Origin of the sequence: Rhizobium sp. CF080, from assembly GCF_000282095.2 — a bacterium.
Taxonomy (GTDB): Bacteria; Pseudomonadota; Alphaproteobacteria; order Rhizobiales; family Rhizobiaceae; genus Neorhizobium.
Genome location: NZ_AKKC02000016.1, coordinates 263,854 through 282,061 on the forward strand (window position 1 = coordinate 263,854; position 18,208 = coordinate 282,061).

The 18,208-nt window shown below is 62.0% G+C and carries 18 protein-coding genes; 14 read left to right on the forward strand and 4 right to left on the reverse strand.

The annotated features are described in order from the left end of the window. Positions 1-100: 100 nt before the first annotated feature. On the reverse strand, positions 101-820 hold the full coding sequence (locus PMI07_RS31545) for a hypothetical protein (protein WP_007769566.1): 720 nt from the start codon (positions 818-820) through the stop codon (positions 101-103). Positions 821-1,084: 264 nt separating this feature from the next. Between PMI07_RS31545 and PMI07_RS31550 the strand changes: the two genes are divergently transcribed. Further along, the gene (locus tag PMI07_RS31550) at positions 1,085-1,753 is read left to right on the forward strand and encodes a Crp/Fnr family transcriptional regulator (protein ID WP_280949785.1); all 669 of its coding nucleotides are present in this window, start codon (positions 1,085-1,087) and stop codon (positions 1,751-1,753) included. Between the two features lie 60 nt (positions 1,754-1,813). On the opposite strand, the gene PMI07_RS31555 is transcribed toward PMI07_RS31550, so the two are convergent. Next, positions 1,814-2,701 (reverse strand): hypothetical protein, encoded by an 888-nt coding sequence (locus PMI07_RS31555; RefSeq protein ID WP_007769562.1) that lies wholly within the window; start codon positions 2,699-2,701, stop codon positions 1,814-1,816. A gap of 167 nt (positions 2,702-2,868) precedes the next feature. On the opposite strand from PMI07_RS31555, the gene PMI07_RS31560 reads away from it, so the two are divergent. The 6 genes from PMI07_RS31560 to PMI07_RS31585 all read left to right on the forward strand — a co-directional run bounded on the left by PMI07_RS31560 (position 2,869) and on the right by PMI07_RS31585 (position 7,107). Next, positions 2,869-4,752 carry an ATP-binding cassette domain-containing protein gene (locus tag PMI07_RS31560; RefSeq protein WP_007769559.1) on the forward strand — a complete coding sequence of 628 codons (1,884 nt, stop codon included), beginning with the start codon at positions 2,869-2,871 and terminating at the stop codon, positions 4,750-4,752. Positions 4,753-4,809: 57 nt separating this feature from the next. Beyond that, on the forward strand, positions 4,810-5,085 hold the full coding sequence (locus tag PMI07_RS31565) for a type II toxin-antitoxin system VapB family antitoxin (protein ID WP_007769557.1): 276 nt from the start codon (positions 4,810-4,812) through the stop codon (positions 5,083-5,085). Next, a complete protein-coding gene (locus tag PMI07_RS31570; RefSeq protein WP_007769556.1) occupies positions 5,072-5,461 on the forward strand; it encodes a type II toxin-antitoxin system VapC family toxin in 390 nt (129 codons plus the stop codon). The genes PMI07_RS31565 and PMI07_RS31570 overlap by 14 nt, the downstream gene beginning before the upstream one ends. A 119-nt stretch (positions 5,462-5,580) precedes the next feature. Continuing rightward, on the forward strand, positions 5,581-5,874 hold the full coding sequence (locus PMI07_RS31575; protein ID WP_007769555.1) for a hypothetical protein: 294 nt from the start codon (positions 5,581-5,583) through the stop codon (positions 5,872-5,874). Between the two features lie 5 nt (positions 5,875-5,879). Continuing rightward, positions 5,880-6,179, forward strand: a complete 300-nt coding sequence (locus tag PMI07_RS31580; RefSeq protein ID WP_007769554.1) for a type II toxin-antitoxin system RelE/ParE family toxin — start codon at positions 5,880-5,882, stop codon at positions 6,177-6,179. A 73-nt stretch (positions 6,180-6,252) separates the two neighbouring features. After that, positions 6,253-7,107: a polysaccharide deacetylase family protein gene (locus PMI07_RS31585; protein WP_007769552.1), complete on the forward strand. Its 855-nt coding sequence runs from the start codon at positions 6,253-6,255 to the stop codon at positions 7,105-7,107. A gap of 18 nt (positions 7,108-7,125) precedes the next feature. Here the strand turns inward: PMI07_RS31585 and PMI07_RS31590 are convergent, their stop codons facing one another. Further along, positions 7,126-7,575, reverse strand: a complete 450-nt coding sequence (locus PMI07_RS31590) for a DNA polymerase III subunit chi (RefSeq protein ID WP_007769549.1) — start codon at positions 7,573-7,575, stop codon at positions 7,126-7,128. A 45-nt stretch (positions 7,576-7,620) separates the two neighbouring features. Next, positions 7,621-9,117, reverse strand: a complete 1,497-nt coding sequence (locus PMI07_RS31595; protein WP_024164340.1) for a leucyl aminopeptidase — start codon at positions 9,115-9,117, stop codon at positions 7,621-7,623. 230 nt (positions 9,118-9,347) lie between these two features. Between PMI07_RS31595 and PMI07_RS31600 the strand changes: the two genes are divergently transcribed. The 7 genes from PMI07_RS31600 (at position 9,348) to rsmA (ending at position 17,807) form a co-directional block, all read left to right on the forward strand. Continuing rightward, a complete protein-coding gene (locus PMI07_RS31600; protein WP_007750828.1) occupies positions 9,348-10,139 on the forward strand; it encodes a phosphatase PAP2 family protein in 792 nt (263 codons plus the stop codon). A 113-nt stretch (positions 10,140-10,252) separates the two neighbouring features. Further along, complete coding sequence (gene lptF, locus PMI07_RS31605) at positions 10,253-11,428, forward strand: LPS export ABC transporter permease LptF (RefSeq protein WP_007750830.1); 1,176 nt, start codon at positions 10,253-10,255, stop codon at positions 11,426-11,428. Beyond that, a complete protein-coding gene (gene lptG / locus PMI07_RS31610; RefSeq protein WP_007750831.1) occupies positions 11,425-12,513 on the forward strand; it encodes an LPS export ABC transporter permease LptG in 1,089 nt (362 codons plus the stop codon). Before lptF ends, lptG begins: the two co-directional genes overlap by 4 nt. Next, complete coding sequence (locus tag PMI07_RS31615; RefSeq protein ID WP_007750834.1) at positions 12,513-14,840, forward strand: LPS-assembly protein LptD; 2,328 nt, start codon at positions 12,513-12,515, stop codon at positions 14,838-14,840. The genes lptG and PMI07_RS31615 overlap by 1 nt, the downstream gene beginning before the upstream one ends. 138 nt (positions 14,841-14,978) lie before the next feature. After that, the gene (locus PMI07_RS31620) at positions 14,979-15,914 is read left to right on the forward strand and encodes a peptidylprolyl isomerase (RefSeq protein ID WP_155956726.1); all 936 of its coding nucleotides are present in this window, start codon (positions 14,979-14,981) and stop codon (positions 15,912-15,914) included. 43 nt (positions 15,915-15,957) lie between these two features. Next, a complete protein-coding gene (pdxA, locus tag PMI07_RS31625) occupies positions 15,958-16,974 on the forward strand; it encodes a 4-hydroxythreonine-4-phosphate dehydrogenase PdxA (RefSeq protein WP_024164341.1) in 1,017 nt (338 codons plus the stop codon). Further along, positions 16,974-17,807: a 16S rRNA (adenine(1518)-N(6)/adenine(1519)-N(6))-dimethyltransferase RsmA gene (gene rsmA, locus PMI07_RS31630; protein WP_007771433.1), complete on the forward strand. Its 834-nt coding sequence runs from the start codon at positions 16,974-16,976 to the stop codon at positions 17,805-17,807. Before pdxA ends, rsmA begins: the two co-directional genes overlap by 1 nt. The last annotated feature ends 401 nt before the right edge of the window (positions 17,808-18,208 follow it).

Consider the following 18,208-nt stretch of genomic DNA (forward strand, 5'->3'; position numbering starts at 1 on the left):
GCCCACGGCCTTCCATTTCGCGAACAACGATCGGTTACCGACAGGGGTAGCATCCGACGACCGGTCCCTGTTGAAGGCTCGGGGCGGGCCGCCGGCAGAACTATACCGGCATGAACTGGTTCTGCTGGGTGAACCGGACCGCAACATCCGTGACGCCGGCAAAGCTCACCTCATAGGCTGCCGAAGTCGTGGCCGTGTCGATCACCTGTCCTTCGACGAACGCGCCGGCGAGAATGTAGTATTTCGGCTTGGGCGTGAACTGATAGGTGATGCCGGGCTCGAGTTGGACCGCGATCGTCGGTTTGCCGGCCATGGCGATGCCCACATTCAGGTAGGTGTTCTTGCTGTCCTGCACCTCGGTGTCCGGAATGGTGCTGTCGGCCTTGACGACGATCAAACCCTTGACACCGTCGGTGGGCCCCTCCGGAAAGCCGGGAGCACCATTGGGGAACGGTCCCTGATAGGTGACCGGCACCGTATTGTGAGTGTCGATCATGACGCTGGTCGTGCTCGACGTCATGAATGAGCGGGGCGAACCCGCAGAGCCGAGCTGCTGAATGTGACCGACTGTCGCGGCATAGTCGATCGTCCAGTTGAAGGACGACATGCTCGGCTGAGTAGCGCTGCCAGCGGCGGCACCACCGACCATCCAGGCCAGCGACGACGGGGAGAACGACGGCCCGATGACTTGGGGGATCGTCTGATACAGCGCGAACTGCTGCCATTTCGAATGCTCGTTGAGAACCCTGAGGCTGTAGAGCTGGCCAGCAGCCTGTGCACTGAAGGCCTTGATCGCGTTCTGGCCCATATAAATGGTCATAATACCTCTCCTCTTTCAGGTTGCCGCACCGCACCACGCGATGACGGCGTCTTCGCTCCCGGCACCCGTTTCCGTGGAATGCCATTTGCACAAGCACAACCTAGGATATTTAAATCTCGAAATATGTAACACGGGTGACAACCCTGGTTTGCATTGTTGATAAATATCAACCCGACGGATGGTAACGGCGTTTCCGATCTCAGGGTGGTCACGGAGAAGATGAAAACAACGAAGAGCCAGAAAATCTCGGACGAGATAAGAAAAATGGAACTGTTCAGCGCTGCCGATGATGTGGTTATCTCGGCGTTTTCCAACAGAATAAATATAAATACACACAAGGATCGACAGACACTATTCATGAGTGGGGATCCTTGCGATACGATCTATATTATAATTTCTGGCGGAATATACCTTTACTTTATATCCGAGGAAGGTAACGAGGTGATATTTTCCGAACTTCAGCCGGGGGATGCCGTCGGCGAGATCGAGTTCGCTCTCAACTACCGGCATTCCTCGAACGCGGTGATCTGCGGGACGACCCGGTTGCTCGAAATCGATCGGAAGACATTCAACGAACTCTCGACAATCCCGCACGTGTCTTCCTACCTGATACGCACGATCGCCCGAAAGCTCCACCGCACCATGATGTTTGCGGAAGGAATGGCGCTTTACCCGCTGGAGACCCGCCTTGCGCGCCTTCTGCTCAATCTCGGCGCCGCGCACGGGCGGTCGACCAGCGACGGCATCCTCATCGAAAAACCGATATCCCAGAGCCGCATGGGCCAGCTCATCAATGCCAGCCGACCGCGCATCAATGCCCAGCTACAGGCCTGGAAGAGCGAGCGGCTGATCGGCGTGCGGCAGCACCGCATCGTCATTTTCAACAAGAGGTCGCTGCAGATCATCTCGCGTCATTCAGACCCTGCGGCCTGAATGACGCGAACGCCTCCCCGGGGCCGGGCCGCCCGTCGCCGCCTGCCCGGATTGGGTGACTTACGGGCAACCGTTCTTGACGATGGCGATCAGATCGGCGGTGTCCTGCGTGAAACTCGGACCGAAAACGCCGTCCGGTGCGCCGCTGGAGACGACGCTGACCGCCTTATGGACGTTGTTCGCTGTCACGAACCACGCCCCGCCGCTTGCGCCGCCGCCATGCATCGGATGCGGGCGGGCGTCATAGGAGGTGCCTGCCTGCACCACGATACGGGCGGTTTCCTGATACATATACTGGCCGTCCTCCAACCTTGCGGGGTAGCCGGTCACTGTCACGTTTTCATCGACATGGGCGCCGTCGATGCCGAGTTCATATTTGCCGACGGCGGATGCGACGGTGGTGCGCATCACCGAATAGTCGAACTGCGACCGCGCGAGGCTCGGATCGTTGTCCGCGACCTCGGTCCAGCGCAACAGCACCGCTGCCCTGTCCATGCGGTAGAGCGTCCCGCCGCCGTTGGAATATCCCTGATAGAAGCGGATGTTGCTCGCCGCCATGCCGCCCTTCCAGAGACTGTGGGCGGCGCCGATGACAATATTCGCATCCGCGACGAATTGGGCACTGGCGGTGTAATCGTCCCCGCCACGCGTGTAGAGCAGCTGGCCGCCGAATTTGTAGGGCGCCTGGTCGATCGGCGCCCGCTCCGCATCCTCCGTGAGGGTGCCGCCGCCATCGCGCGGAAACCCGGTTGTGGGCAAGGTCTCGATCATTTCGCGCTCAGGGATCGCCGCGGCAATTCTTTCCGGCGTCCAGTATTCCGCGTCCGCATTGGCTGATCCCACGCCGCCGGGATCCCAGCAGGTAAACTCCACCGCCCCCGCGTCGAGCGGGATCATCAGCGCGGAGGCCGACAGCAGCATCGACCACGTCCATCTTCTCACTCTCATGACATTTGCTCTCCCGATTGAAGTTCGGTCGCGCCATCGCGGCCGACGGCAGCGCCGCTTCATTTAGCTACCAGGGCGTGCAATCACTTTCTGTTTCCCTCGGGACAGGGAATACCGATCCATCGCCGCCCTTGCCAACCAACAGGGTTTCGGCCAAAACCGCCGCCATGATCACGATTACCGACCTTTCCGCCCGCATTGCCGGGCGCCTCCTCCTCGACAATGCCAGCGTGACGCTTCCGGCGGGCACGAAGGCCGGTCTCGTCGGCCGCAACGGCGCCGGCAAATCCACGCTGTTCAAGGTCATCACCGGCGATCTGGGATCGGAAACCGGTTCGGTCTCCTATCCGAAGAACGCCCGGCTCGGCCAGGTGGCGCAGGAGGCGCCGGGCACCGAGGATTCGCTGATCGAAATCGTGCTTTCCGCCGACAAGGAGCGCGCCGCACTGCTGGCGGAGGCGGAAACGGCCACCGACCCGCACCGCATCGCCGACATCCAGATGCGGCTCGTCGATATCGACGCCCATTCGGCGGAAGCCCGCGCTGCCAGCATTCTCGCCGGCCTCGGCTTCTCCCAGGAAGCGCAGTCGCGCCCTGCCTCGTCCTTCTCGGGCGGCTGGCGGATGCGCGTGGCGCTCGCCTCCGTCCTGTTTGCGGAGCCCGACCTGTTGCTGCTCGACGAGCCGACCAACTACCTCGATCTCGAAGGCACGTTATGGCTGGAAGACTATATCCGGCGCTATCCGCATACCGTCATCATCATCAGCCATGACCGCGACCTGTTGAACAACGCGGTCAATGCCATCGTGCATCTGGACCAGAAGAAGCTGACCTTCTATCGCGGCGGCTACGACCAGTTCGAGCGCCAGAAGGCCGAGGCCGACGAATTGCAGACCAAGGCCAAGGCCAAGAACGAGGCGGCCCGCAAGCACCTGCAGAGCTTCATCGACCGCTTCAAGGCCAAGGCCACCAAGGCACGGCAGGCGCAGAGCCGCGTCAAGGCATTGGAACGCATGGGCACGGTCGCCGCGGTGATCGAGGATCATGTCCAGCCGATCACCTTTCCCGAGCCGGAAAAACAGCCCGCATCGCCGATCGTTGCGATCCAGAACGCCGCCGTCGGTTATGAACCGGGCAAGCCGATCCTCAAGAACATCACACTGCGCATCGACAATGACGACCGCATCGCGCTGCTCGGCTCGAACGGCAACGGCAAATCGACCTTCGCCAAGTTCATCGCCAGCCGCCTCAAGGCGGAGAGCGGCGATATCCGCCTGGCGCCGAACCTGAAGATCGGCTTCTTCGCCCAACACCAGCTCGACGACCTGGTGCCGGCGGATTCGCCCGTCGCCCATGTGCGCCGGCTGATGCCGGATGCGCCCGAGGCCAAGGTTCGCGCCCGCGTGGCGCAGATGGGGCTTGCGACAGAAAAGATGGCGACGGCCGCAAAGGACCTCTCCGGCGGCGAAAAGGCGCGCCTGCTGATGGGCCTTGCGGCCTTCCATGCGCCGAACCTGCTGATCCTCGACGAACCGACCAACCATCTCGACATCGACAGCCGCCGCGCGCTGATCGAAGCGCTCAACGACTATGAAGGCGCCGTCATCCTGATCAGCCACGACCGCCACCTGATCGAGGCCACCGTCGACCGGCTGTGGCTTGTGAACAACGGCACCGTGTCGAACTTCGAAGGCGACCTGGAGGAATACCGCAACCTGATTGTCAGCTCCGGCAAAAAAAAAGACGAAAAAATTGAGCTGACCGAAGATCTGTCCTCGAAGGCGGACCAGCGCAAGGCGAATGCCGAAAAACGCGCCTCGCTGGCACCGCTCAAGAAAAAGATCAACGAAATCGAAGCCGTAACGGCCAAGCTCGAGAAATTGATCAAGGCTCTTGATAAAGAACTTGCAGACCCGGTTCTCTACGAAAAAGCCCCCGCCAAGGCCGCCCAGAAAGCCAAGGAACGTGGCGAGGCCGCAGCAAAGCTCTCCGCCGCCGAAGAGCAATGGCTGATGCTGTCGTCGGAGTACGAAGAGGCGATGGCGGGGTGACCTTGTTCCGCCGGTGAATATACATTACCTTTCGCTGTATATTCACGAGGTGCCGCCATGCCCCTTTATGTCCGCGACGAACGCGTCAACGAACTCGCCGAACAGGCCCGGAAGATCCTCAAGGCGCCCACCAAGACGGATGCCATCCGCCAGGCGCTGCAGCGCGTGGTGGAAGCGTCGGAGGCATCGGACAAGGCGGAAAAACCGCCGCTTAGAGAGCGCCTCGATCAGCTGAGAAAAGAATTCAACCTGCCCGAATATTCGTCCCTTCCTCCTTTCGACGAGAAGGCCTTCCTGGACGACATGTGGGGAGAGAACGATGTTCATCGATAGCTCGGCTGTCGTTGAGATCATTCTGGATGCGGACATGGCCAATAATCTCCTTCGGCAGATCGGTGTCGCGTCGCACCGCTATTTAGGTCCGAGCGTCATATATGAAGCCGCGGTCGTCTTGAGCACCCGTCTTCACATGGAACCTGCAACGACAAGGCTTCTGGTCAGCAGGTTCATCGAGCGTTTCGAAATCGAAGTCCTCCCTGCCTCAGCCGAAACTGCCTTTGCCGCAGTGGACGCCTTCGCCCGCTACGGCAAGGGCCGCCATCCCGCCAAACTGAACTTCGGCGATTGCTTCAGCTACGCCGGCGCCAAAATGGCCGGTGTCGGCCTGCTCTATGTCGGCGAGGATTTTGCGCTGACGGACCTCGCGTGATCATTATTCCGGCAGACGTTTTAGTCGGTCTAGAAGGCGGGGGCAGATGAAGTTATCTTTGGGTCAGCAGAACATTTAAGCTATCATCCTCCCTCAACCCTGACTTTACCAGGTCGCCAATGCAGAACCACTCGCTATCACTCCGCCTTAAACCGGATGTCCAGGCACGCCTGCAGGCGGAGGCGGAAGCCAGCGAGCAGAAGATGGCCGAAATAGCGGTGACGGCTATCGAGACCTATCTGGAAGGCCAGGCGGAGAAACGCCTTCAGCTCGAGCAGGCGATTGTGTCAGCCGACGAAGGCACCTTTATCTCCAGCGAAAAAATGGACGACTGGATCGCCTCCTGGGGAGCCGAAAACGAACTTCCGGAACCGGAACCGGATATCTTTCTGAAGCCTTCCAAACCCGTCTGATTCTGATGAAGATCGTCTATCTACCGCAGACGCGCGCGGATCTCCGATGGATGAAGGATTATTATACGCAGGTCTTTCCGCAAGGTGCTCGTTACGCGCGGCTGCGGTTTCAGAACGCTGAGCGGCTTCTCAAGGACAATCCGGAAATAGGACGCCCCGGAGCGCTTCCCGGCACCCGCGAACTCGTCATCGCAAGAACGCCTTTCATCATCCTCTACCGCATTCAGATGGACAGGATCGAGATCCTGCGCATATGGGATGGACGCTCAATTCGCCAATCGAGCACAACCGAAGACCCATCATAACCAGCCATTAACCATAATCGGTGAATGTGACTTCGCTTCAACTCCTTAGTCACTTTTTAGCCGAGTCGCTCCCATGTTCGTCCGCGTCCTTTGCGTCGCCGCTGTCGTCGCGTGCCTTCTTTCCTCCTGCGCCGGTCGCAGCCAGACCGAGGGCGGCTCGCTTGCCACTTCGTTTGCACCCGCCAAGGCGCTCTCCTCGACCAACCCGGTCAAGAAGGCCGAGGCGGATTCGCCGGTGGCGCTGACGCCGGTCGCCTGGGGACGTTTCAACAATCCCGGCAGCCTTTCCGGCCGCACCCTCACCGTTTCGTCGCTTTCCGACCTGAAGCTCGCCAACAAGGAGGTCGTGCTGACCTTCGACGACGGCCCGATGCCGAAGAAGACGGAGAAGATCCTCTCCATCCTCGACGAATACGACGTCAAGGCGACCTTCCTGATGGTCGGGCAGATGGCCAAGGCCCATCCGGAGATCGCCCGCAAGGTCGTCAATGCCGGCCACACGATCGGCAGCCACACCTATCGCCATGCCGACCTGCAGCACCTTTCCTTCGATGCGGCCGTCGCCGAGATCGAGAAGGGGCGCGATGCGGTGACCAGCGTCACCCACGAAGATGCCGGCTTCTTCCGATTCCCCTACCTTGCCGATACAAGCCGCCTGCGCCAGTGGATCGCATCGAACGGCATGGTCGTGCTGGACGTGCAGATCGACTCCAAGGACTATTTCGGCGTCTCGCCCGCTGCCGTGGCGACGCGGACGATGAATTCGCTGAGAGCGCACGGCAAGGGCATCATCCTGCTGCACGACATCCATGCCCGCACGGCCGCCATGCTGCCGGCGCTGCTGACGCAGCTGAGTGCGGAAGGCTACAAGGTCGTCAGGCTGCGCCACAGCAATTCGTCGATGATGCTGGCTTCGCTCGTCGACTGAGAGGTCAACAGGCTCGGTTCAGGCCTTCTTGACCCAGCGCCCCTCTTCCGATTGCTGCCAATAGGTCAGCGCATGGCCCTCGCCCTTCAGCTTTTTCCACTGGGCGCGGGCATTGTCCAGCTGGATGGCGTCGTAGCCGTCGAACATGAAGACGATGCGGTCATAGTCAGCGATCGGTGGCGGCTCGGCACCGTCCACCAGAAAACGAACGGTCGCCCCGTTGCCGTTTTCGGCGGCGGAGGTCAGCAGAACCGGCTGCGCCTCGGCCATCGGCGAGACATCCGTGCCATGCGGCAGAAAACTGTCCTCGCGAAACGTCCACAGATGGGCGTCGAGAAAGTCCCGCCGCACATCGCCGCTCGTCTGCACCGCCACCTTCCAGCCGCGCTCGACGCTCTTTTCGAGAAGCGCGGGCAGCGCATCCTCGAGCTTCGATTCGGTCAGGTGATAGAACAGGACTTCGGTCATCACGGTTGAGAACCCATATTTCGTCGAACCGACAAATGTGGGTTCTCAACCCATCTCGTAGTGCGCCCGGACGAGTTCGTCCAGCAGCCGCACGCCGTAGCCCGATCCCCAGGACTGGTTGATCTCGCTCGACGGCGAGTTCATGGCGGTGCCGGCGATATCGAGATGAGCCCAGGGCGTCTCGCCGACGAAGCGCTTCAAAAGCTGCGCCGCGGTGATCGAGCCTGCATAGCGGCCGCCGGTATTCTTCATGTCGGCGAATTTCGAATCGATCAGCTTGTCGTAATCCTTGCCGAGCGGCATGCGCCACAGGCGCTCGCCGGTCACGTCGCCGACACCGGTCAGCTGGCTGGCCAGTGCGTCGTTGTTGGAGAAGAGACCTGCCTGCAGATTTCCGAGCGCCACCAGGATGGCGCCGGTCAGGGTGGCGAGATTGATCATGAAACGCGGCTTGAAGCGGTCGTTGCAATAGTGAAGCGCATCGGCAAGCACCAGCCGGCCTTCCGCATCGGTGTTGATGATCTCGATCGTCTGGCCCGACATGGTGGTGACGATGTCGCCCGGCCGCTGGGCATTGCCGTCCGGCATGTTCTCGACCAGGCCGAGAATGCCGATCGCGTTGACCTTGGCCTTGCGGGCGGCGAGCGTATGCATGAGGCCGATGACGGCGGCGGCACCGCCCATGTCGCCCTTCATGTCCTCCATGCCCGCGCCCGGCTTGATGGAAATACCGCCGGTGTCGAAAACGACGCCCTTGCCGATGAAGGCAACCGGCGCCTCCTTCGGCTTGCCGCCCTTCCACTGCATGATGGCGAGCCGCGGCGGCCGAACCGAACCCTGGGCCACGCCGAGCAGCGCGCCCATGCCGAGCTTCTTCATCTCTTTTTCGGTGAGGATTTCCACCTCGACCCCGAGCTTTTCGAGCTCCTTTGCCCGGTCGGCGAATTCGACCGGCCCGAGCACGTTCGGCGGCAGGTTGACGAGCTCACGCGCCAGAAGCACGCCGCCGGCGATCGCCTCGGATTCGGCAAAGGCCTTCTTGGCGGCCGCGTGCTCGGCGGTGACGATCGTCACCTTCACCGTCTTCGGCGCCTTGTTGTCGTCGTCTTCGCCCTTCTTCGTCTTGTAGGTGTCGAAGCTGTAGGCGCGCAGCAGCATGCCGAGCGCTAAGCCGGCGATCTGTGCGCCGCCGACCGCAAGGCCGGGCGCATCGGCAAAGATCACTACCCTGGTCATCGACTTGACCGTGGAGGCGGCGATGCCGCCCGCCTTCAGCCAGTCATAGGCGGTCAGCGTCTCGGCCTTGCCGAGGCCCAATACGACCAGCCGATCAGCCGGCGATCCCTGCGGTGCGATGAGGTCCAGCGTCGACATCGGCTTGCCGGAAAACTTCGCGATCTCCGCAGCCCGGGTCACGATGCCGGCGGGGTCGGCCTCTGCGGCACCCGCCGCGGGTCCGTCGCCAGCAAGCTTGAGCTGAATGGCAAGGCCGCCATCGATCTTGGCGGACTTGGCGAAGGAGATATCGAATTTCACGGACATTGCGACTCCAGGAGGCTTTCGAAACAAGCGGCGATCATCGCCGTTTCGGCTTGAAGCGCAAGGGCGAGAAGTCACAACCGCGTCAACCCGGAGTCGGGCGCCCTGTCCCGACGCGTCAAAAAGCCCGATTTCGGGCGCGGACATTCCCGGCTATCGGCACACGGCCCTGTTCAAATCCCGCGCGTCTTGCTCTAGGGTCGCGCCGCCTGATGACCACCGGATCAATTCGCATGACCCCGCCCTCCCCCACCGTCTCCGACCGGTTTGCCGCCATGCGACGATTCTTCGCCAGACCGAAGGGATGGTTCATCGTGCTGATGGCGCTCTGGTGGGTGCTGCTGGCGGTCTTCTACCTGGCACCGCAGATCGACCTTGCCGTAGCGCGCGCCTTTTTCGCCCAGGCCGCCTGTGGGGAGGCGATCGAACGGGGCCGCGTCTGCGGCAGTTTTCCCTATGGCGCCGAAACGGTCTTCGTCCTGATCCGGCGCGTCCTCTTCTACCTGCCGGCGCTGGTCGCGATCTACATCCTCTACCGGCTGATCGCCAACCTGCAGCACCACGGCACGACCTATAGCCCACGCAAGACGCGGGACTATTCCATCGCCCTGATTTCCTTCCTGATCGGCCCCTATGTGCTGGTCAACCTGATCCTCAAACAGGTCTCCAACCGGCCCCGCCCCTACGAGACCGACTTTTTCGGCGGCAAGGCCATGTTCACGCCCGCCGGCGATTTCGGCGGCGCCTGCATCGGCAACTGTTCCTTCATTTCCGGCGAGGCGGCCGGTGCCGGATGGCTGGCCTGCCTGATCGTTTTGCTGCCGAAACCGCTGCGTCCGGTGCTCGGGCCGCCGCTGATCGCCATCTCGCTGATCTCGCCAGCGCTCAGGACCTCCTTCGGCGGTCACTATTTTTCGGACGTGACCCTCGGCTGGCTGTCGTCGCTGGTGGTCTATGCGGGGGTGGCAGCTTCTTTCGAAATGTCACAGCGGACAAGAAAACGAAATTCGCGAACAAATTTGTGACGCGGCCCCTGTCGCAAAGCTGGCTTCGATCGCTTAGATAGGCGCGACCGTCATCTCGGGGTAACAAGTCGTCACCATCCCCGGGTGACGTTGTGCAAGGTGTCTAGGCCGGAATGAAGCTTCTCGAAGTCTACATATTGCGCCGGATTTTTCAGATGTTCCTGGTGACGCTCCTGCCGGTGCTCACCATCATCTGGACCATCCAGGTGCTGGGACGCATCAACCTGGTCACCGATACCGGCCAGTCGATGGGCTCTTTCGCGACTCTTGCCACCTTCATCCTGCCGACCATCATTCCCGTCGTGCTGCCCTTCGCTCTCGTGATCGGCATCACCCAGACGCTGACGGCGATGAACAACGATTCGGAACTGCCGGTCATCGACGCGGCCGGGGCGACGCGCAACATCATCTACCGGCCGGTGCTGATGCTCGGGATCGCGCTCAGCCTGTTCTCCTTCCTGGTGACGAATTTCGTCGAGCCACCCTCGCGCGTCGCAGCCCGCCAGATGGTCGCCGCGGCCTATGCGGACCTTCTCTCCTCGGTCATCGAGGAGAAGACCTTCCGCAGCATCGAGCCCGGTCTTTACGTGCAGATCTCGGAGCGCCATTCCGGCCGCGTGCTCAGGGGCCTGTTCGTCGTCGACTATCGCGACCCGAATTTCGACCTCATCTATTACGCCCGCGAGGGATCGATCGACGAAAGCGGCACCTCGCTCACCATGCGTGACGGCGAGGTTCACCGCAAATCCGCCGACGGCCGCATCTCGATCATCAAGTTCGTGTCCTACGCCTTCGATCTGTCGGCGATGACGAAGGCGGAAGGCGGATTGCCGCAATATTCCACCGACCGCAGTCTTGCCTTCCTGCTGAACCCGGATCCGAACGATCCGGTCTATCAGAAGTCGCCGGATGCCTATCGATCGGAACTGCACAGGCGCCTGTCCGACTGGCTTTTCCCGATCTGTTTCGCGCTGATCTCGCTGGTCATCGCCGGCAGCACCCGTTCGCACCGGCAGACCCGGGTCCATCCGATGGTGTTTGCGCTGTTCCTTGCCTTCGGTGTGCGCTGGATCGGGTTCTCGGCCACCAACATGGTCGAACGCCACCCGCTCTACACGCCGCTTCCCTACGTCGTGCCGATCGTCTTCTCGCTGATCGCGATCTTCATGCTGGCCACCAACCGGCAGTTCTCGGCGCCGGGCTTCATCACCCGCGGCATGTCGCGCCTGGCGAGCAGTCTGCACCGGCGCATGCCCGCCTCGCGGACTTCGGGCGGAGGTACGGCATGATCTTCACGACGCTCGGCCGCTATTTCTTCCGCCGCTATATCGTCACCGCGCTCTGGTTCCTGCTCGGCGTCGGCGCCATCATCTTCCTCGCCGACTTCAGCGAAACCAGCCGCCGCATGTCGGGCTTTACCGGCTACACGGTCTCGGCCGGGCTCCTGATGACCGCCATGCGCGTGCCGCTCATCCTGCAGCAGGTCATCCCGACGCTCAGCCTGTTCATCGGCATGACGGTGCTGATCGCTCTCAACCGCCGATACGAACTGGTGGTGACGCGCGCCGCCGGCATTTCCGTCTGGCAGTTCGTCTCGCCCTTCGTCATCGGAGCGTTTCTGATCGGGCTCGCCACCCTGCTGGTGGTCAATCCGCTCGCCGCTTGGGGTCAGCGCGAATCCGCCTCCATGGAGGCGAGCTGGCGCGAGGCGAGCAACCGTTCCCGCGCCTCCGCCTTCGTTCCGTGGATCCGCCAGATCAGCGGCGACGACGATACGATCATCGGCGCCAAGAGCTATCAGGAGAAGGGAACGCTGCTCGTCGACGTGGTGGTTTTCCAGTTCGACAAGGACGGCCGCGTCATGATGCGGCAGGACGCCAAGACCGCAAAATTGGAAGATGGTTACTGGCTGCTTAACGAGGTTTTGGAAAACCGGCCGGGCGAAATTCCGGTGCGTCGCGAGACAGCACAGGTTCGCACCAACTTGAAGCAGGAATATATTCAAGAGAGCCTGGCGCAGCCTGATACTGTTGCGTTTTTTGATCTTTCCAGAAAAATCGAGGTCAGCAAATCTTTCGGCATTCCCACAAAGGCGCTCGAGACGCAGTACCATTCGATGCTCTCGCTGCCGATCCTGCTCGTGGCAATGACTCTCATTGCTGCAACAGTCTCATTAAAATTCAGTCGGTTCGCCCAGTCCCGCTCCGTGATTCTGGGTGGAATAGTTTCTGGCTTCGTGCTTTATGTCGTCACAGTGCTTGTCAAAGCATTCGGGAGCAGTGGGGCAATTCCTCCTTTCGTGGCGGTCTGGATTCCAGTGATCGTCGCGACGGCGCTGGGGACGACAATTCTGCTTCATCAGGAGGATGGCTAGTGGCGGTAAGTGACCGCAAACATATAAGACGGCTCGCCGCCGCCCTGCTGACAGGTGTGTCTGTATGCGTATTCGGCGTTTCCGCAACGGTCGTGCAAGCGCAGGGTCTGGTGCCTCAGGCAGCGGACGGCGCCAAGCTGCTGCTGCGCGCCAATGAGCTTGTCTACAATCAGGATGCCCAGGTGGTCACCGCCACCGGTGGCGTGCAGTTGTATTACAACCGCTACAAGATGGTGGCGCAGCGCGTTCAGTACGATCAGAAGAGCGGCCGCGTCATGGCGACCGGCAATATCGAGCTGATCGAGCCGGGCGGCACCCGCGTCTATGCGGACCAGCTCGACATCACCGACGACTTCGGCGAAGGCTTCCTCAACGCGCTTCGCGTCGAAACCACCGACAATACCCGCCTTGCCGCGGAGAGCGCCGAGCGTCAGCCCGGTGACCTGATGGTCTTGAACAACTCCGTCTATACCGCCTGCCTTCCCTGCGCCCAGACGCCAGGCAAGGCGCCGCTCTGGCAGGTCAAGGCGCAGCGCGTGGTCCGCAACGGCCAGGCCCATACGATTCGTCTGGAAAACGCCCAGTTCGAACTGTTCGGCCTGCCGATCGGCCGCCTGCCCTTTGCAATCGAAGTGCCGGACGAAACGGTCGAGCGCAAGTCTGGCCTTCTCTTCCCGCAGTTCAGCGCGAGCGACAATCTCGGCTTCGGCGTGACGGTGCCCTACTATCACGTGTTCTCGCCGAGCATGGATGCGACGCTCAGCCCGACCTACTATTCCAACCAGGGGCTGCTGATCCAGGGCGAGATCCGCAACAAGTTCGAGACCGGCGAGCACACGTTCCGCTTCGCCGGCATTCACCAGAACGACCCGGGAGCCTTCGACGGCGGCACAAGCGACGCGCGCGCCGACAACCGGTTCATGGCCGCTTCCAAGGGCGTGTTCCAGATCAATCCGCGCTGGACATTCGGCTGGGACGTCATGGCGCAGAGCGACAACAACTTCTCGCGCACCTACAAACTGACCGGCGTCGGAGACGATACGTTCACCAACGATATCTACCTGACGGGTATCGGGACGCGGAACTACTTCGACCTGCATGGCTACTATTTCAACATCCAGGACGACACCTACAGCAACACCGCCGAACAGAAGCAGGCGATCGTCTATCCGTCGCTCGACTACAGCTATTACGCGCCGCAACCGATCCTCGGCGGCGAGCTTTCGGTCACCTCCAACATCACCAACCTGTCCCGTCGCGAAGACGACTGGTACACGGAAGGCACGACCAACCGTTTCCCGGGTCTCGAAGGCAGCTATAGCCGCTTCACCGCGGAAGCCGAGTGGAAGCGCACCTTCAACACGCTCGACGGCCTGCTGCTGACGCCGATCCTGGCCGCTCGCGGCGACGGCATCCGCCATACGGGCTCCAGCACGCCGGGGGCCTATCTCGGCGATATCGAGCCGGAGGGCGGCAATGGCCGCTATATGCTCACTGCCGGTCTCGAGGCCCGTTATCCGATCCTGCTGACCACCGAAAACAGCAGCCACGTCATCGAACCGATCGCGCAGATCTTCGTGCGTCCCGACGAGCAGATGGCAGGCGGGTTGCCGAACGAGGACGCGCAGAGCTTCGTCTTCGACGCCACCAGCCTTTTCGAGCGCGACAAGTTCTCCGGCTTCGACCGTGTCGAAGGCGGCACACGCGCCAATGTCGGCCTGCGCTATACCGGCACCTTCGCCAACGGAATCGGCGTGCGCAGCATTGTCGGCCAGTCGTACCAGATTGCCGGTCAGAACTCGTTCGCCACCGAGGACCTCGTTCAGGCAGGCGCCAATTCCGGTCTCGAAACGCGCCGGTCCGACTATGTCGCGATGGCGGCCATCGACCTGCCGCAGGGCTTCACAATCGGTGCAAACACGCGCTTCGACGAAAAGACGTTCGCGGTGAAGCGCACCGACGCCTCGTTCGGCTACACGACGCCGCGGCTGAGCGGCACGCTCGTCTACACCCAGGTGGATCCGCAGCCGGAATACGGTTCGGACGAGTCGAGAGAAGTGCTGAAGAATTCGATGAGCTTCCGGATCAACGAAAACTGGGCGCTTGCCGGCACGGCGACCTGGGATCTCGCCGACAAGGAATTGATCCGGCGCGGCATCGGCATCAGCTATGCGGACGAATGCACGATCTTCACGCTTGCCTATACGGACAAGCCGTCGGACACGGCCGCCAACGACTGGACCGTCAGCGCACGCCTGAGCTTCCGCACGCTTGGCGACATCAGCGTCGGGTCGACCGAAGGTTTCGATCAGGACTACCGCTACTGACGTAGCTGCTCGTCCGGTCGATTGTCATCGTTTCGCCGTAAGAATTGTGCAAGCGGTCGCAGATAGAGTATGGAAGGCGAGGCCGGTCGGGCTCGGGTGCCCACCGGGGCGGGAAAAGGAATTGGTATGATGTTCGCAATGACCGCAACGCGCAAGCTGGTGCTGGCCGCAGCCGTCTTGGCCGCCTCGGTGGTCATTCAGCCCGCCGTTCAGCAAGCGCAGGCCGCAAGCGAAGTCTCGGCCGTCGTCAACCGGACGGCGATCACCAGCACCGACGTCGCAAAGCGCGTCGCCTTCCTGCGCCTGCAGCGCCAGAAGGCCGACACCAAGACGGCTCGCGAGGCACTGGTGGATGAGGCGCTGAAGCGCCAGGAAATCGCCCGCGTCAAGATGTCGGTCAGCACCGAAGACGTCGACAAGTCCTTCGAACGGTTTGCCGCCGGCAACAAGCTGACTGCGGCGCAGATGGGCCAGATCCTCGATCGGGCCGGCGTCGGCGTGGAGCATTTCAAGAATTACATCGCCGTGCAGATGAGCTGGCCGCGACTGGTCAACGCCCGCTATGGGGGATCGCGCGGACGCATGTCGAGCCAGGAACTCGTCACGCGCATGATGGAGAACAAGGAAAAGCCGGTCACCACCGAATATTTCCTGCAGCAGGTGATTTTCGTCGTGCCGCCGGCCAAGCGCAACGCCATTCTCGCCAAGCGCCAGAAGGAAGCGAACGCCGCGCGCTCCAAATTCCCGGGCTGCGAGCAGTCGAAGGATTTCGCCGCGACCATGCTGGACGTATCGATCCGCGACCTCGGCCGCGTTCTCGCCCCCGAACTGCCGGCCGATTGGAAGCCGCTGGTCGAGAAGACAGCCGAAGGCGGCACGACGGGTACCCGCGTCACCGAACGCGGCGTCGAATTCCTGGCCATCTGCAAACAGCGCCAGGTGTCGGACGATCTCGCGGCGGAAGTCGTGTTCCGCGCCGAGGATCTCGGCAAGGAGAAGAAGGGCGCTCCCGATCCCAACGACAAGAAATATCTCGACGACCTGCGCAGCAAGGCCCAGATCGAGTATCGCTAAGACCATCGCTGACCTCGACATCTAAGTCATTTCCGGAGCCGCAATGCCTCTCGACCGTCCGCTCGCGTTGACCCAGGGCGATCCTGCCGGCATCGGCCCCGACATCACCCTCGTCGCCTGGGCGTCGCGCCGGACATACGACCTGCCGCCTTTCCTTTTTCTCGGCGACCCGGCCGTGCTCAAGGCACGCGCCGTGATGCTCGGCCTCGACGTGCCGATCCGGGAAGTGGATAGCGATAACGCGATGTCGATCTTTGACGACGCCCTGCCCGTGCTGCCGATCCCGGCCGGCGCTGAAATCGCCGCCGGCCAGCCGCATGTGGCGACCGCCAGGGGGACAATCCAGGCGATCGAGACCGCCGTTTCGCTCTCGCTTGCTGGCAAGGCCGCCGGCACGGTCACCAATCCGATCGCCAAATCCATTCTCTACCAGGCCGGCTTCGGTTTTCCCGGCCATACGGAATTCCTGGCCGACCTCGCCGAGCGTGCCACGGGCAAGACGATCCTGCCGGTGATGATGCTGGCCGGGCCGAAACTCCGGGCCATCCCAGTCACCATCCATATCCCGATCGCCCAAGTCCCGGCGGCCCTCAATGCGGAGCTGATCGCCGAGACCTGCCGCATCGCCCATCACGATCTCAAGACCCGCTTTGGCATCGACAAGCCCCGGCTCGCGGTCGCCGGCCTCAATCCGCATGCGGGCGAGGACGGGGCGATCGGCCGCGAGGACCAGGACATCATCCATCCGGCGATCTTCAAGCTGCGCGCCGAGGGCCTGCATGTGTTCGGGCCGCTGCCGGCCGACACGATGTTCCACGACGAGGCGCGCGCCCGTTACGACGTGGCGATCTGCATGTATCATGACCAGGCGCTGATCCCCGCCAAGGCGCTCGGATTCGACACGTCGGTCAACGTCACGCTCGGCCTGCCCTTCATCCGTACCTCGCCGGATCACGGCACGGCGTTCGGCATTGCCGGCCAGGGTGTCGCCCGCGAGACGAGCCTCGTCGAGGCGATCAGGCTCGCCGGCAATCTCGCATCCACATCGAAAGCCGCCTGATGGCCACTCTGGATGGCTTGCCGCCGCTGCGTGACGTGATCCAGCGTCACGGGCTCGATGCCAAGAAGTCGCTCGGCCAGAATTTCCTCCTCGACCTCAACCTCACCCAGAAGATCGCCCGCAGCGCCGGGCCGCTCGGCGATGCGACGGTTTTCGAGGTCGGTCCCGGCCCCGGCGGCCTCACCCGCGCCATCCTGTCGCTCGGCGCCAAAAAGGTGATCGCCGTCGAGCGCGACAGCCGCTGCCTGCCGGCGCTTGCCGAAATCGGCGAGCATTATCCCGGCCGGCTGGAAGTGATCGAAGGCGATGCGCTGAAGACCGACTTCGCGGCTCTCGCGCCGGAAGGCCCGGTAAAGATCATCGCCAACCTGCCCTACAATGTCGGCACGCAGCTGCTCATCAACTGGCTGCTGCCCGCACCGGACCAATGGCCGCCCTTCTGGGAAAGCCTGACGCTGATGTTCCAGAAGGAAGTCGGCCAGCGGATCGTCGCCGACGAGGAGGACGACCATTACGGCCGTCTCGGCGTTCTCGCCGGCTGGCGCACCGATGCGCACATGGTCTTCGACGTGCCGCCGCAAGCCTTCACGCCGCCGCCGAAGGTGACCTCGACGGTCGTGCACCTGACGCCCCGGACACATCCCCTGCCCTGCGACGTCACCAAGCTGGAGCGCGTCACCCACGCCGCCTTCGGCCAGCGCCGCAAGATGCTGCGCCAGAGCGTCAAATCGCTCGGCGGCGAGGCGCTGCTGGTGAAAGCCGGCATCGACCCGGCACGGCGGGCGGAAACGCTGTCGGTGGAAGAGTTCGTCAGGTTGGCGAACAACCTCTGAGCGGTGGCAATGACCGTTTTGGCCCATTGCGGCCATCACGGCAGTGTCCATATCAGTCGATTACATCTGGATGTAAGCTAACGACGAGATCGACGCAGCTTTCGAGCGTCAACTACAGTCGCGCCCATGTAACCGATAAAACAGCTTCGAAGTTTTTCATGCATTAGCGTTGCTGACGGACTTCCTAGCCATTGGTCGCCATCAGCGATGAAAAGCCAGTCAGCGAATTGCTCTGCTGTAACCGATCCTCGTTCAGGAACGAAATCGGTGACATGTACAAAGCCTTCGTCCTGTAGGCTCCCACAATAGCCGTAACCTACGCAGACAGCCCTCAAAAGCCCGTCGAAATCTGATCTCTTTGACATGGGAAAACCCGGCGTCCGGGTTGGAATGGAGACGCA

Bases quoted from the DNA above. Each gene is read 5' to 3' on its own strand.
- PMI07_RS31545 (WP_007769566.1), bottom strand. From the start codon at position 820: ATGACCATTTATATGGGCCAGAACGCGATCAAGGCCTTCAGTGCACAG.
- PMI07_RS31550 (WP_280949785.1), top strand. From the start codon at position 1,085: ATGGAACTGTTCAGCGCTGCCGATGATGTGGTTATCTCGGCGTTTTCC.
- PMI07_RS31555 (WP_007769562.1), bottom strand. From the start codon at position 2,701: ATGAGAGTGAGAAGATGGACGTGGTCGATGCTGCTGTCGGCCTCCGCG.
- PMI07_RS31560 (WP_007769559.1), top strand. From the start codon at position 2,869: ATGATCACGATTACCGACCTTTCCGCCCGCATTGCCGGGCGCCTCCTC.
- PMI07_RS31565 (WP_007769557.1), top strand. From the start codon at position 4,810: ATGCCCCTTTATGTCCGCGACGAACGCGTCAACGAACTCGCCGAACAG.
- PMI07_RS31570 (WP_007769556.1), top strand. From the start codon at position 5,072: ATGTTCATCGATAGCTCGGCTGTCGTTGAGATCATTCTGGATGCGGAC.
- PMI07_RS31575 (WP_007769555.1), top strand. From the start codon at position 5,581: ATGCAGAACCACTCGCTATCACTCCGCCTTAAACCGGATGTCCAGGCA.
- PMI07_RS31580 (WP_007769554.1), top strand. From the start codon at position 5,880: ATGAAGATCGTCTATCTACCGCAGACGCGCGCGGATCTCCGATGGATG.
- PMI07_RS31585 (WP_007769552.1), top strand. From the start codon at position 6,253: ATGTTCGTCCGCGTCCTTTGCGTCGCCGCTGTCGTCGCGTGCCTTCTT.
- PMI07_RS31590 (WP_007769549.1), bottom strand. From the start codon at position 7,575: ATGACCGAAGTCCTGTTCTATCACCTGACCGAATCGAAGCTCGAGGAT.
- PMI07_RS31595 (WP_024164340.1), bottom strand. From the start codon at position 9,117: ATGTCCGTGAAATTCGATATCTCCTTCGCCAAGTCCGCCAAGATCGAT.
- PMI07_RS31600 (WP_007750828.1), top strand. From the start codon at position 9,348: ATGACCCCGCCCTCCCCCACCGTCTCCGACCGGTTTGCCGCCATGCGA.
- lptF (WP_007750830.1), top strand. From the start codon at position 10,253: ATGAAGCTTCTCGAAGTCTACATATTGCGCCGGATTTTTCAGATGTTC.
- lptG (WP_007750831.1), top strand. From the start codon at position 11,425: ATGATCTTCACGACGCTCGGCCGCTATTTCTTCCGCCGCTATATCGTC.
- PMI07_RS31620 (WP_155956726.1), top strand. From the start codon at position 14,979: ATGACCGCAACGCGCAAGCTGGTGCTGGCCGCAGCCGTCTTGGCCGCC.
- pdxA (WP_024164341.1), top strand. From the start codon at position 15,958: ATGCCTCTCGACCGTCCGCTCGCGTTGACCCAGGGCGATCCTGCCGGC.
- rsmA (WP_007771433.1), top strand. From the start codon at position 16,974: ATGGCCACTCTGGATGGCTTGCCGCCGCTGCGTGACGTGATCCAGCGT.